This is a genomic window from Enterobacter sp. MGH 33, assembly GCF_000534535.1.
Lineage (GTDB): Bacteria > Pseudomonadota > Gammaproteobacteria > Enterobacterales > Enterobacteriaceae > Enterobacter > Enterobacter hormaechei_C.
The window spans coordinates 614823-628633 of the sequence record NZ_KI973212.1 but is presented as its reverse complement, the minus strand read 5'-3'; the positions used below and the strand labels follow the sequence as shown (position 1 = coordinate 628633).

The following is a 13811-nucleotide window of genomic DNA, read 5'->3' as shown; positions in this document are numbered from 1 at the left end:
ACACCGCACCCGTAGGCCGGGTAAGGCGAAGCCGCCACCCGGCAAAACGAACACCGCACCCGTAGGCCGGGTAAGGCGAAGCCGCCACCCGGCAAAACGAACACCGCACCCGTAGGCCGGGTAAGGCGAAGCCGCCACCCGGCAAAACGAACACCGCACCCGTAGGCCGGGTAAGGCGAAGCCGCCACCCGGCAAAACGAATCGCGAGGCCAAAATGATCCACGTACAAAACGTAAGTAAAACCTTTGTGCTCCACCAGCAAAACGGCGTCCGCCTGCCGGTACTGCAAAATGCCTCGTTAGAGGTCAGCAACGGCGAATGCGTGGTGCTGCATGGCCATTCCGGCAGTGGAAAATCCACCCTGCTGCGCTCCCTGTATGCCAACTACCTGCCGGACGAAGGCCATATTCATATTCGCCATAACAATGAATGGGTCGATCTGGTTCAGGCTCCCGCGCGCAAAGTGCTGGAAGTGCGCCGCTCGACGATCGGCTGGGTCAGCCAGTTCCTGCGAGTGATCCCGCGGATCTCCGCCCTGGACGTGGTCATGCAACCCCTGCTGGATCTCGGCGTGCCGCGCGAAACCTGCGCCGCTAAAGCCGCCAGCCTGCTGACGCGCCTCAACGTACCGGAGCGTCTGTGGCACCTCGCCCCGTCGACCTTTTCCGGCGGCGAGCAGCAGCGCGTCAACATCGCCCGCGGCTTTATCGTCGATTACCCGATTTTACTCCTGGATGAACCCACCGCCTCGCTCGACAGTAAGAACAGCGCAGCGGTGATGGAACTGATCGAACAGGCCAAAGCGCGCGGCGCGGCGATCGTCGGGATCTTCCACGACGACGCCGTACGCCAACGCGTGGCGGACAGACTGCACCCGATGGGGACAAACGTATGATTATTAATAATGTCAGGCTGGTGCTGGAAAATGAGGTCGTGAACGGCTCGGTTGAGGTGCGGGACGGTGTCATCCGCGCCTTTGCCGAAACCCGGAGCCGCACTCCTGAAGCGATGGACGGCGAAGGCGGCTGGCTGCTGCCGGGGCTGATTGAGCTGCATACCGATAATCTCGATAAATTCTTCACCCCGCGCCCAAAGGTGGACTGGCCTGCTCATTCAGCGATGAGCAGCCACGACGCGCTGATGGTCGCCAGCGGCATCACCACGGTGCTGGACGCGGTGGCGATTGGCGACGTGCGCGACGGCGGCGATCGCCTGGAGAATCTGGAGAAGATGATCAACGCCGTGGAGGAGACGCAAAAGCGCGGCCTCAACCGCGCCGAGCACCGCCTGCACCTGCGTTGCGAGTTGCCGCACCACACCACCCTGCCGCTGTTTGAGAAGCTGGTGGGCCGCGAGCCGGTCTCGCTGGTTTCCCTGATGGATCACTCGCCGGGGCAGCGCCAGTTCGCCAACATTGAAAAGTATCGCGAATACTATCAGGGCAAATATTCGCTCAACGACGCGGAGATGGCGCGCTACGAAGAAGAGCAGCTCCAGCTTGCGGCCCAGTGGTCGCAGCCGAATCGCCTCTCCATTGCCGCCATGTGCCGGGACCGGAATATTGCCCTGGCCAGCCATGACGACGCCACGCACGATCACGTGCGCGAATCCCACCAGCTTGGCAGCGTGATAGCTGAATTTCCCACCACGTTTGAAGCGGCAGAGGCATCGCGTAAGCACGGCATGAACGTCCTGATGGGCGCGCCAAATATCGTGCGCGGCGGATCGCACTCCGGCAACGTGGCGGCAAGCAGGCTCGCCTCGCTCGGCCTGCTGGATATCCTCTCCTCTGACTATTACCCCGCCAGCCTGCTGGACGCGGCCTTCCGCGTCGCGGACGACGAGAACAACAGCTTCACGCTGCCACAGGCGATTCGCCTGGTGACGAAAAACCCGGCCAGCGCGCTTAATCTTCACGATCGCGGTGAAATTGCCGAGGGGAAACGGGCCGATCTGGTGCTCGCCCACCGTAAGGGCGAGCACATTCATATCGACCACGTCTGGCGTCAGGGAAAAAGGGTATTCTGATGGGAAGACTCATCTGGTTAATGGGCCCGTCCGGCTCCGGGAAGGACAGCCTGCTGTCGGCGTTACGGCAGCGGGAACATTCACAGCTGCTGGTGGCGCACCGCTATATCACGCGCGATGCCAACGCCGGAAGCGAGAACCATATCGCCCTGAGCGAGCAGGAGTTTTTTACCCGCGCCGGACAAAACCTGCTGGCGCTGAGCTGGCATGCCAACGGTTACTACTATGGCGTCGGTATTGAGATTGACCTCTGGCTGCATGCGGGGTTCGACGTGCTGGTTAACGGCTCGCGGGCGCATCTCCCGCAGGCTCGCGCCCGGTACGAAGCGGCGCTGCTCCCGGTCTGTTTGCAGGTTTCCCCGGACGTTCTCCGTAGCCGGCTGCAAAAGCGGGGGCGCGAAAACGCGCGCGAGATCGACCAGCGGCTGGAACGGGCGGCGCGCTACACCCCGTCGGGTTGCCATCTCCTCAATAACGACGGAAGTTTGCTACAGTCAGTCGAGACCTTGCTATCGCTTATTCGCCAGAAGGAGAAACAGCATGCCTGACTGCCAGCTTCGCCCCGCCACCGCCGACGATGCGCCGATCGTTTACGCGCTGATCTGCGAACTTAAGCAGGCCGAGTTCGATCATCAGGCGTTTCACGCCGGGTATCTGGCCAACTTGCAGGATCACAATATGCGTTACCAGCTGGCCGAGCTGGACGGGCAGATCATCGGTATGATCGGCCTGCATATGCAGTTTCACCTGCATCACGCCCGCTGGATCGGCGAGATCCAGGAGCTGGTGGTGATGCCGCAGGCGCGCGGATTAAAAGTGGGCAGCCAGCTGCTGGCCTGGGCAGAGGACGTCGCGCGACAGGCAGGCGCCGAGCTGACCGAGCTTTCCACCAGCGTGAAGCGCGTGGACGCGCACCGTTTTTATGTTCGTGAAGGATATACGCAAAGCCATTTCCGCTTCACCAAACCGCTGTAGAGGTGCGTTATGAGTCTGACGATCACGCTGACAGGAACCGGAGGGGCTCAGCTGGTGCCGGTGTTTGGCTGCGACTGCGCGGCGTGCCGACGGGCGCGTTTACAGGAAAATTATCGCCGTCGCCCCTGTAGCGCGGCGGTGAAATTCAACGATTCGGTCACCTTGCTGGACGCGGGTATTCCACACCTGATGGACGACTGGCCCGCGGGGAGTTTCAGGCAGATTTTGCTTACCCATTATCATATGGATCACGTTCAGGGGCTTTTTCCTCTGCGCTGGGGCGTGGGAGCGACCATTCCGGTTTACGGTCCGCCGGACGACGCAGGCTGTGACGACCTGTTCAAGCATCCGGGCCTTCTCGATTTCAGCCACACGGTGGAGCCGTTTGTGATGTTTGAACTTCAGGGCTTGCGGGTCACGCCGCTGCCGCTCAACCATTCAAAACTCACGTTTGGCTATCTGCTGGAGTCCGCCCACAGCCGCGTGGCGTGGCTTTCTGATACCGCCGGGCTACCGGATAAAACGGTGACGTTTCTGCTAAACAATCAGCCGCAGGCGATGATTATCGACTGTAGCCATGAACCGCGCCCGGAGACGCCGCGCAACCATTGTGATTTGAATACGGTGATTGCGCTGAATGAGGTGATTGGCTGTCCGCAGGTGATCCTGACGCATATCAGCCATCAGTTTGACGTGTGGATGATGGATAACCCGCTGCCGTCCGGCATTGAAGCGGGGTATGACGGGATGGTGCTGGTGTTGGATTAAATTTTGCCGGGTGGCGGCTGAGCCTTACCCGGCCTACGCGTTGCAATACCAGGGTTACCACCGATCGTAATCATCCTCTAACCGGCGCTCATCCTCTTCTAACCGACGCCGATCGTCATCCAGCTGCCGCTGACGCTCGTCTAAACGCTGGCGTCGATCTTCTAACTGTCGACGACGATCGTCGTACTGGCGGCTGTCGGTTTGACGGCTGCGATCGTAACGATCGTCGTCGTCATCATTATGGCTGCTGCCGGGGTTATAGGCGTCGTTGATCGCCTGCTGAATATTGCCAATGGCATCATCAATCACATCGGCATGCGCCAGTTGGCTGGTTAAAGTCAGCAGACCCAATAACAGAGCGGTAGAGTAACGTTTCATAAGGCCAGACTCGCAGGTGAACTGGCCTTAAAGTAATGACTGGCTGTTAGCGGGAGTAGCGGAGGAATCTCAAATTCTGTTCCAAACGCCTCATCAGGCTTCAGGCATTTCCATTGAGCGAATCACAAAAAAGTCCTGCGAGATACCCGTTCCTTTTTCAACGGTTTGCAGGTCGTGTACAAACCACGCATACATTTCTGGCGGAACCGTATCTATGGGAATCGGCTGGGGCTTACCGAGGTATGCTGCATGGGAATAGTCAAGAAATCGCTTCGCACGCCACAGCGCAGGCCCGTACACGTTCGGAACGATTTCCCTGCGTTTGTCCATGGGGTCCTGTTCCATACTGTTTCGCATTCTTATGGCCGCATCCTTCAAGTCATCAAGCCAGCCCCAGTTTTGTTGTAATACTGACAGTTCATTTGCGTACTGCCCGGCGGTCTCTTTCGCCTCCTGCGTGATGCCTGCAAACCCTGCCGATGCGCCAGCAGAGGCCAGCGTGTCCCCGCGCTGTTTTTCATATTTCATACATTCCGTGCGGTACTGATAGTACTGACGGCCCAGCCAGTCGATATAGCTGTCCAGATGACGGTTCTGGCATGCGGTGCTTAATGAGGAAAAGGGCAATGCACTCCGGTATGCTTCTGCCCATTGAAGGACGGACCGGTTTTTAACGTTATCCTGGATGATGAAATATTCAGCAACTACGGGGTTGCTTTCATTCAGCGTCTGAAAATCAGGGAAAGGCACGCCCGCCATGGTCGCCTCACGGTACATTCTGTGCAACGCCACGCGACAGAGTTCCGCACTGGGCTTTTGTTCGTCCGGTGTCAGGCCCCCGCCGATATCCTCCGCGCACCCGGGATAGAGTTCTTCCATATGCGCCGGGTTATTGCCGGTGCGGTACAGGCAGCGCCAGACGCGGGTCTCGTGGGCGGCAACCAGGTGCAGGCTTTTCTTCACTACCTTTGGCAAGGGGGTGTCCTGATCGATGGACTTGTCCCCCAGCAACACGCTAATCCCTTTTATCGGCCCGCCAAACGCAGAGATAAAGTAATCCACGCCGTTGTTGTTGCTGGCCGACGTGCGTCGCGAGCAGTCAAACAGGCCGGTAAAGACGATATCGACGGGTATGCCCTGGTAGGTGTATTTATCCCCCTCTTTCTTACAGATATCTTTCAGCAGACTGTCCAGGAATTTACGTGCCAGGGTAGCGCCGAGGTCAAAACCGAAAAGGGAGACAGAAATGAGTTTAATGGGCACCGGGCTTTTTTTAACGGCTTCCTTATATCCCTCTTCAAACGATATTTTGGTCGATGCAATACGGGTATCAGCACCCGTTACCAGCATATCTGCTATCGCAGGGTTATCACGAAGCCAGGGGGTTGCTTCGATACTGACTTTTTTAACCGCTTTCTTTGCCGTATCGGAAGCCAGTTTTTTCCATTCTGTAGGGTTAAGAAGTTTCTTTCCCTGATTTTTGAATATCTCGTACCAGTTGTTGCCTTTTATGGAATCCCAGGCCGCTTCTTTAGCCATTTCACCGGGCTGTTCTTTTAAATTATCTTTTATACTGCCCAGACCGCTGTCCATGATAGTGTGAAGTTTTTCAACGAGAGTTTCATTAAAAGGAGTACCCAGGCCAGAAATATAAAATTTTGAGTGGTACTCTTTGTTTGTTTTTTGTGCATCATCAGGAAATGCACGAAATAAACGCGCAATATTGCTGAGACGATGCTCCGGTGCATCCTGTTCAATATTCCGATGGATCCCATCAAAAAAGAACCCCACATGCCATATCCGCGAGCAATTACCTAAACCTGCATCTTCTGCCTGCTGGGCCCGATTTGCTGCGGCAATAAGACTTTCAATATCCATATATTATCTTCCTTTATTTAATTCTGTAGTTTGGTCTTTAATATCGTGAGAGTCAGGATGATTGAATCCGGTACTCCACCATAACCGGACATTATTTTCAGGCAGGAAATAGACATGAAGATAGTTTTCGCCCCACTGGCGCTGCGGCATGGGAAATATTTTTTTGTGGACTTCTGTTCGCACACCCGCTTTATATTGCGCAAGTGTGTAATCGACAGTCCAGATAATTTCTGCTTTATCTCCACTGATGCTTCCACAGCAGGTGGCTCCGCCTCCGCCATAAGCATATGCATTCGCACCCGCCACGCCATTTACACTAAATCCTCTTATTGGCCTGTCAATTTCACTGTGAATTATCAGCGTTACCGGCCCCGATGGTGGTCCCCAGACCGCAGCCCACACCGACCAGCCAAGATATATCACTACCGGCAGTAACAGTGCACCCCAGAGCCATTTTCCCCAGCGGGCATAACCCCGGTTAACCGCACCGTCTATTCTTTTATACGCACTGAAAAAACCCATGGTTTATTTTCATCCCTGATGTTGAATGTTATTTTTTAAGACTTGCTCCAGCGAGATTTTTCCCTGAGCCACATCTTCTAATGCAGATTGTATCGATCCAGACTCCACGAACTTTTTACCAGCAGTAAGATAAAAAAGGGCATACAGTTTTTGTTCTGTGCCCGCTTTCATTTTCGCTTCGCAGGCTTTGCTCAGTGCTTTTTTGACCATATCGCGTTGTGCGCAAGGAGAAAAATGCTTGCTGGAGGGCAACTTTTGCCATGCGGTTAACACACTAGTCACAACCGGTTCATCCGCGATATATAGCCATTCTTCTTTATTCAATCGTATGGTGCTGTCTCTCGCATTTATTACCCGTGAAGGGGGAATATCTACTGGATGCCATCCATTTTCTCCAGATGTCCACCACTGTGAAACCCCTCTGAATAACATACTGTACCATTCCCGATCGTTACAGCTCGTCAGCAGATTCATGGCATCAAGGGTATAAAAACGCACTAAAGTCGCTGATCCATCAGGCGAAATAATTGTGCATGCCGCGGAAAGCTGAACGGCTAAAGCGCATCCTGAACGTGAAGAGGCAATAACAGCCACTAAACCTGGCATAGAATAAATATAACGCTGTAGCGCCTCCTTATTTTCTAAAGCAAATAACCAGGGGCCATAGTTTCTGAATTCTGCAACTTGCGGATGGAGATAAAGTGAATACAGAGATGACGCATGTTCGTTATAAAAAGCCTGAAAAGCGTCCGATGTTTGCGCACCACCTTCCAGCAACAGAAAGAGATGGGTGTGAGTTGATTCAGGTAGCATATGCATCATTTTTGTGACATCCATTGACTACGCTCCCTGCACGATAGTGTCGTTGGCTTTAATGGCATTGAGGAGACACTCAATACATATCTTGCCATTAAGTGGTGGATACTGACCAGGGAGAAGCGGTATGGATAGCGGCATTGTGGCTGGGGCTGCCGCCATTGTTCGTTTAACCTTCCGTATATACATCGCCGTCGTGCCGTACTCAATTCTCCCCGCCTCCAGCCGCAGGTAGCTCCCGCCACCAATCAGGGTGATGCGCTTCTTGCCCGCAAACGTGATGTCACTCGCGGACGACAGGGTGAGCTTTTTCTCCGCGAACAGCTGCATTTTCCCGTTCTGCGCCTGCATCTCCACCGGGCCTTCACTGGCCTTCAGGCTCAGTTGTCCGGTTCTGGCAAACAGCCCGAGCTTTTCCCCCGCCAGCGCCGTCATGTTGCCCATGACGCCGGTACTGATATCGCCCCCGGCGTTGATGGAGACGTTTTTTGTGGCCGTCATCTGCATGTGCTCTCCGCTGGTCACGGCAACGCCTTCCGGGGCAGAGAACAGCAGGGTTTCATTAAGGGGCTTCAGGCGCTGCTCAAACATCTGTATCTGGCTGTCCACGTCAGCTTTCAGCGCCTGCGCCTGCTCTGCCGCGATTTCCAGCTGTTGCAGTTGCTGATTAAGCCGGTCGATTTCCTTCAGCGCGGCATCCCTGTCCAGCGCATCACCCTGCGCTTTCATCTGAGCATCCGCAGCAACAAACAGTCCTTTCCCTGCCCGCAGGGTTCCCCACTCATCGGTGCTCAGTTCTGTGCCCTGACCGCGGGTCTTTCCCTGAGCATCCACCAGGTGGCCAGTGTTAAGCTGCGTTTTGCCGTACTCCGTGGCAAGTTTGATATGCTCCTCGCCGCGCTTATCCTCCATCCGCAGCTTGTTGTTCGCGGGTGTGCGCAGCACGTTGCGGGTGTGGTTGTCGCGGGTGACGGGGTCCGGGTGCTCTGAGTCGTGCAGGGCATGGGAGATATACGGCAGGTCAATATCACCGTTGCTGTACGCTATCGCCACTTCCGTGCCGTCGGTGAGCGGGGTGTGCCAGCCGTACGTCTCTCCGGCATACGGCTTCGCCATCCGCAGCCACAGGTAGCCGTAGCCCGGCTCTGTCCCTTCCCGGTCAAAGTCCAGCTTCACCCGGTAGCGGCCCTGCGGGTCCAGGTGAGCGTAGATATCGTTCTTCTCCCGGCTCTCAATGCGGGCCGGAAGCGTGCCGTGAATTTCCGGGCGCGGGATTTCCGCCGGGCGGAAACAGTAGCGCTCAGTGTAGGGCATGCCCCATACCGACACGTGCAGGCGGGAATCCCGCGCTCCCCGGAAGGTCACCAGCGTGAGGATGACCCCCTCTTTCAGGGCCGTAATGACATCGCCCTGCGGCTCCAGCACCTGACCGGGCGCGAGGAGTGAGGCGTTGCTGAACAGGTGAATGCGGGCTGATTTATTGAGTTCCCGCTCGTGATGAAGCCGGGCATAAAATGCGCCGGATTCGGTTTCCGGCTCCGGGTCGCTGTCGTCGCCCGCTTCCCGGTACGGCGCTTTGTAACGGTAGTGCTCACCCGTCGTCACCGCATCACTGCGTACGCTGACCGTCGCATCCATCGGCGTGGTGGCGGTCCGGTAGTTGTAATCCCGTGTGGCGACGGTACCGGTAGCGATGTTGTGCCAGGTCCGCACATCCCACACCGATTCTGCCGCGCCGTCGAAAAGTCCCGACGGCTCGCGGTACGGCAGGCGCACGTCAAACCGGTAGTTAAGCTGGCTGTCGGCAAAAATGTACGTATCCAGACCGCGCACATCAACCATCTCCGTACGCCAGTAAATCCCCACCTCTGACAGAATGCGCTGGATAAACTGCAAATCCGTCTCCTGCCACTGGGTGATAAGTTCACGCGCCGGATAGCTGCGCTCCAGACGAAACTCAAAGTCCGGCCCTTCCAGCCCGTGCTGACGCAGAACCTGCTCCACCACCTCCGGTACGGCCTGGTGCTGGAAAATGCGGCACTGGCGGGTGCGGCTGAGCAGCGCCAGACGGGAGCTCAGCTCCACCCGGTAATGCGACTGGTCGGCAGTGGTGGAAAGCCACTCCAGACGGGTGATGATGCCGTGCACTGCCTTCCCGCTGCGCATGCGCAGGGTAGCGTACTTCATCAGTACCTCTTCGGGGGCGAGATTATTCTGCGGGGTGGTGAAGTCGATGGTCCAGCGGAAGGGCTCGCTGAGCGCCTCGCGGCCCTTAAAACGCAGCACGTCGGGCGTGACGCGGGAGTCCGCAATGTCCAGGGTGTAACGGGTCTGTCCGTCGAAGAGCGCCAGCCAGTTATCCATAACAAAGACCTTGTTTAAAATGAGGTTAAGCGAGGATGGTTACATGGCGAAACAGCACTGTAAATAGCTGAAACAGGTGTTAAATTCTGAAAAGAATGGGCAATCTCAAATTACCATCACCTTGCGCAGCGCCTGCGCCAGCTGTGCGCGGGTGAACGGTTTTCGCAGTAACTGAACGTCCGGCAGCTGCGGGTTATGCGCCGGGCGCAAATCCTGTCCGCTGATCAGCAGCACCGGCAACTGCGGATAGTGGCTGCGTACATGGCCGATCACCTCCGCGCCGCTCAGGCCGCCCGGCAACATCAGGTCGCTGATAAACATGCCGATATCCGGCGATGCGTCCAGCATGTTCAGCGCCTGCTCGCCGTTTTCGGCTTCAAGCGTCAGGTAGCCAAGCTGGTGCAGTTGCTCGCACAGGGTCTGCCGCACGCCCGCCTCATCTTCCAGGACCAGCACAAGCAGCTCACTCTCTGCCGGGGCCGTGGTCGCCAGCGCGGCATCATCGGAGAACGCGGGCAGCGTCGAACGCGGCAGCTGGAGCCGCACGGTGGTTCCCTGCCCCGGCGCGCTTTCGATCTCAACGCGCCCCCCGGACTGACGCACAAAGCCGTACACCATCGACAGCCCTAACCCGCTGCCGCTGCCGGTCTGTTTGGTGGTGAAGAACGGTTCAAAGACCTGCGATTTCACCTCCTGCGACATCCCGCAGCCGTGGTCAATCACCTCCAGCGCGACCATATCCTGCCTGCGCCCGTCGCTGCGGGTCACACGCTGGTTCCAGGTGCGGATTTTGATCACACCATTTTGCCCCTCCATTGCATCACGGGCGTTCATCACCAGGTTGATAATGGCGTTTTCCAGCTGGCTGACGTCAATCCATGCGGGCCAGGCCGGGGTTTGCGCTTCAATATCCAGCGTCAGCGTGGCGGGAAGCGAGTGCCGCATCAGCTCGCTCAGGTTCTCCAGCAGCGGCTTCATCTCTACCGCATGGGGTTGCAGGGATTGCTTGCGCGAGAAGGCCAGCAGACGCTGGGTGAGCATGGCCCCGCGTTCCGCGGCTTTGAGCGCACGAGTGATGCGCGGCGCGTCCGGTGACGCTGAATCGGTCAGCTCCAGACTGCCGATAATCACCGCCAGCAGGTTATTAAAATCATGCGCCAGCCCGCCCGTCAGTTGCCCGACCGCCTTCATTTTCTGGCTGTGCAGCAGCGCCTCCTCCAGCCCCTGACGTTCGATGCGGTCGACCTCCATCTGCGAGGTCTTCTCCTTCAGTAGCCGCGTGGTGTGCTCCAGCGAAGCGGTATTGCGGGCAAAAACGTTAAACGCGCGTGCCAGTTCCCCCAGCTCATCACGCCGCTGTAGCGCGGGCACCGACACATCCTGCTCGCCGTGAGCGAGGCGCGACATTGCCCTTGAGATAGCCGTCAGGTTGGATCCCAGATTGCGGTAAATATACCAGCAGGCGCAGCCGGTGATGATCAGCGCCAGCACCGCGAAGACGCTGATAAACACGCTGATGGAGCGCAGCTCCTGGTGGCTTTGGGCGGTACGCAGCCGGGAGGCCTGCGCCACCTGTTCAACGTACTGATTAATGTCGCGGTTTAATATCGCCACCAGCGCCTTGATGTGGAACATGTACCAGCTGATGGACAGATCGCTCTCTTCCAGCTGCTTCGACAGTGGCGCGAGCTTGCGCAGCTCATCATTAAAATCCGGGAGCACCAGGTTGACCACCGGTTGCAGGGCGCTCGCGGGTAACATCGCGGTTACTGCATCCAGCTGCTGCACCGTGGCGCGCGGTGAAGGGGTATCAATGGCGGCAACGATCAGCCTGTCCATCTCTGCAAGCTGCCGGGCGTCTGGCACATTGCTCGCGTAACGGCGGTTGATATCCTGCAAATGACGCAGGTAGCTTTGGCTTTGATACAGCGCGCTGAGCAGCGCGTTACGCTCCAGATGCCGTTTTTGCCCGCGCTCCAGCATTCCCGTCACGCTCTGCTGTAACTCATTGCTCCTGCGAATAATACGCGCCACCAGCGCGGGCTCCTGCTGCGCCAGCGGCGCATCGGCAAGCTGCTCCAGCGAGTGGCGCAGCGCCATCTGCGTCTGTTTCAGCCGTTCAGCTTCGCCTTTGTACTCCAGCGCACCGACTACCTGCGACAGCCGCACCGCCGCCGTCGCCACATTCGCGGTATCACGCGCGAGGTTCATGCTGCCAGTCATATCATCCAGCGTTTGCTGCTGCACCTGCTCCTGGATCTGGCTGGCATGACGAAAGCCGAGCACCGCCACGCCGCTTACCATCAGCGTTACCGCCACCACCAGCAGGTTAAATATCAGCAGGCGACCGCGGGCGCTGGTGAAGAACGGGGGGCGTGAAGACATGGGTTTGGGCTCCTCTGCGGTTTGGTGCCCTCACCCTGGCCCTCTCCCACAGGGAGAGGGAAAAGGAAAATGTGATGGCGATTAGCTATTCATAACTATGACAAATATGAACAGCTTCTGACATTTTGCATTTACGCACCTGTGATGAAGTGCAGATATCGACATTCACAGGAGATCCGCCATGAGCAGAACCCCGGTTTTAGAGATGCGCAATATTGCCAAGACGTTTGGCAATTTCCACGCGCTCAAGGGTGTGGATTTGACGGTTTTCCCCGGTGAGATCCACGCGCTGATGGGGGAAAACGGCGCCGGAAAAAGCACGCTGATGAAGATCCTCGCAGGCGCCTATACCGCCAGCAGCGGCGACATCCTCATCGACGGTCAGCCGTTTCACATCAAAGGGCCGAAGGATGCGCTGGCCGCAGGCATTACCCTGATTTATCAGGAGATGCAGCTTGCTCCTAACCTGACCGTGGCGGAAAACATTTTTCTCGGCAGCGAGCTGTCGCGCGGCGGGCTGGTCCAGCGCAAAGAGATGGCTGCCCAGGCGCAGGCGGTCATTGACCGTCTGGGCGCGCAGTTCAGCGCCACCGACCTGGTCATGAAGCTGACCATCGCCGAGCAGCAGCAGGTGGAGATCGCCCGCGCGCTGCACCGCAACAGCCGTATTCTGGTGATGGATGAACCCACCGCCGCCCTCTCCTCGCGCGAAACCCACCGTCTGTTCGAACTGATTTTGCGCCTGCGCGATGAAGGGATGGCGATTATCTACATCAGCCACCGCATGGCGGAAGTGTATGAGCTTTCCGATCGCGTCAGCGTCCTGCGCGACGGGCAGTACGTCGGCAGCCTGACGCGCGACAAGCTGAATGCCTCTGAGTTGGTGCGCATGATGGTGGGCCGCCCGCTCAGCGATCTGTTTAACAAAGAGCGCGATATTCCGCTCGGCAGCCCGCGTCTGAACGTACACCACCTGACAGATGGCAAAAAAGTGCTGCCGTGCAGTTTGCAGGTTCGCTCCGGTGAAATCGTCGGGCTGGCGGGGCTGGTCGGGGCCGGTCGCTCCGAGCTGGCGCAGCTGATCTTCGGCGTGCGCAAAGCCACCGGCGGCATGATCGAGGTCGACGGCGAACCGGTGGTGATCCACTCCCCGCGCGCGGCCATTGAAAACGGCATCGGTTTTCTTACCGAGAACCGCAAGGAGCAGGGGCTGTTTCTGGAGCTGGCGGCGCAGGAGAACATCACCATGGCGACGCTGGAGCGCGACGCCACCTTCGGCTGGCTGAACCGCAAAAAAGCGCAGTCTATTTCCGATGACGCCATCGCCCTGCTCAATATCCGCGTGCCGCATTCTCAGGTGCGCGCGGGCGGGCTCTCCGGCGGCAACCAGCAAAAGCTGCTGATCTCCCGCTGGGTGGCGATAGGCCCGCGCATTCTGATTCTGGACGAGCCCACGCGTGGGGTGGACGTCGGCGCGAAAAGCGAGATCTACCGCATCATGAACCAGATGGCGCGCAAAGGCGTGGCGATTCTGATGATCTCCAGCGAGCTGCCGGAAGTGGTGGGCATGAGCGACCGGGTGTACGTGATGCGGGAAGGCAGCATCGCGGGTGAACTCCACGGACGCGACATCTCTCAGGAAAACATCATGACGCTGGCAACCGGCGTGAACGACACACATCATCAGGCGGTGTAAT

Annotated in this window: 12 protein-coding genes; 6 read left to right on the top strand and 6 right to left on the bottom strand. The window is 57.7% G+C overall.

The annotated features are described in order from the left end of the window. Window positions 1-214 precede the first annotated feature (214 nt). From phnL to phnP, 5 genes are read left to right on the top strand one after another with little or no spacing between them, the layout of a single operon-like run. The gene (phnL, locus tag L379_RS20870) at window positions 215-895 is read left to right on the top strand and encodes a phosphonate C-P lyase system protein PhnL (protein ID WP_017382651.1); all 681 of its coding nucleotides are present in this window, start codon (window positions 215-217) and stop codon (window positions 893-895) included. Continuing rightward, complete coding sequence (phnM, locus tag L379_RS20875; protein WP_015570219.1) at window positions 892-2028, top strand: alpha-D-ribose 1-methylphosphonate 5-triphosphate diphosphatase; 1137 nt, start codon at window positions 892-894, stop codon at window positions 2026-2028. Before phnL ends, phnM begins: the two co-directional genes overlap by 4 nt. Next, entirely contained in the window at window positions 2025-2576 is a 552-nt protein-coding gene (gene phnN / locus L379_RS20880) for a ribose 1,5-bisphosphokinase (protein WP_032104477.1), read from the top strand. Before phnM ends, phnN begins: the two co-directional genes overlap by 4 nt. Next, window positions 2569-3003 carry an aminoalkylphosphonate N-acetyltransferase gene (gene phnO, locus L379_RS20885; RefSeq protein ID WP_015570217.1) on the top strand — a complete coding sequence of 145 codons (435 nt, stop codon included), beginning with the start codon at window positions 2569-2571 and terminating at the stop codon, window positions 3001-3003. Before phnN ends, phnO begins: the two co-directional genes overlap by 8 nt. Window positions 3004-3012: 9 nt before the next feature. Beyond that, window positions 3013-3771: a phosphonate metabolism protein PhnP gene (gene phnP / locus L379_RS20890; RefSeq protein ID WP_017382648.1), complete on the top strand. Its 759-nt coding sequence runs from the start codon at window positions 3013-3015 to the stop codon at window positions 3769-3771. A gap of 54 nt (window positions 3772-3825) precedes the next feature. Here the strand turns inward: phnP and yjdP are convergent, their stop codons facing one another. From yjdP to L379_RS20915, 6 genes are all read right to left on the bottom strand, one after another. Continuing rightward, window positions 3826-4149, bottom strand: a complete 324-nt coding sequence (gene yjdP, locus L379_RS20895; RefSeq protein WP_032652236.1) for a DDRRRQL repeat protein YjdP — start codon at window positions 4147-4149, stop codon at window positions 3826-3828. A 93-nt stretch (window positions 4150-4242) separates the two neighbouring features. Beyond that, window positions 4243-6027, bottom strand: a complete 1785-nt coding sequence (locus tag L379_RS20900; protein ID WP_032652234.1) for a DUF2235 domain-containing protein — start codon at window positions 6025-6027, stop codon at window positions 4243-4245. 3 nt (window positions 6028-6030) lie between these two features. Continuing rightward, window positions 6031-6549 (bottom strand): DUF3304 domain-containing protein, encoded by a 519-nt coding sequence (locus L379_RS24755; protein WP_071992869.1) that lies wholly within the window; start codon window positions 6547-6549, stop codon window positions 6031-6033. 9 nt (window positions 6550-6558) lie between these two features. Then, entirely contained in the window at window positions 6559-7386 is an 828-nt protein-coding gene (locus L379_RS20905; RefSeq protein ID WP_032652230.1) for a DUF4123 domain-containing protein, read from the bottom strand. Window positions 7387-7389: 3 nt separating this feature from the next. Continuing rightward, window positions 7390-9729 (bottom strand): type VI secretion system Vgr family protein, encoded by a 2340-nt coding sequence (locus L379_RS20910; protein WP_081045824.1) that lies wholly within the window; start codon window positions 9727-9729, stop codon window positions 7390-7392. Between the two features lie 105 nt (window positions 9730-9834). After that, window positions 9835-12114, bottom strand: coding sequence for a hybrid sensor histidine kinase/response regulator (locus L379_RS20915; RefSeq protein ID WP_032652227.1), 2280 nt, complete (start codon window positions 12112-12114; stop codon window positions 9835-9837). Between the two features lie 181 nt (window positions 12115-12295). Here L379_RS20915 and L379_RS20920 point away from each other — a divergent pair, with 181 nt between their 5' ends. Further along, window positions 12296-13810 (top strand): sugar ABC transporter ATP-binding protein, encoded by a 1515-nt coding sequence (locus L379_RS20920; RefSeq protein WP_017382641.1) that lies wholly within the window; start codon window positions 12296-12298, stop codon window positions 13808-13810. The last annotated feature ends 1 nt before the right edge of the window (window position 13811 follow it).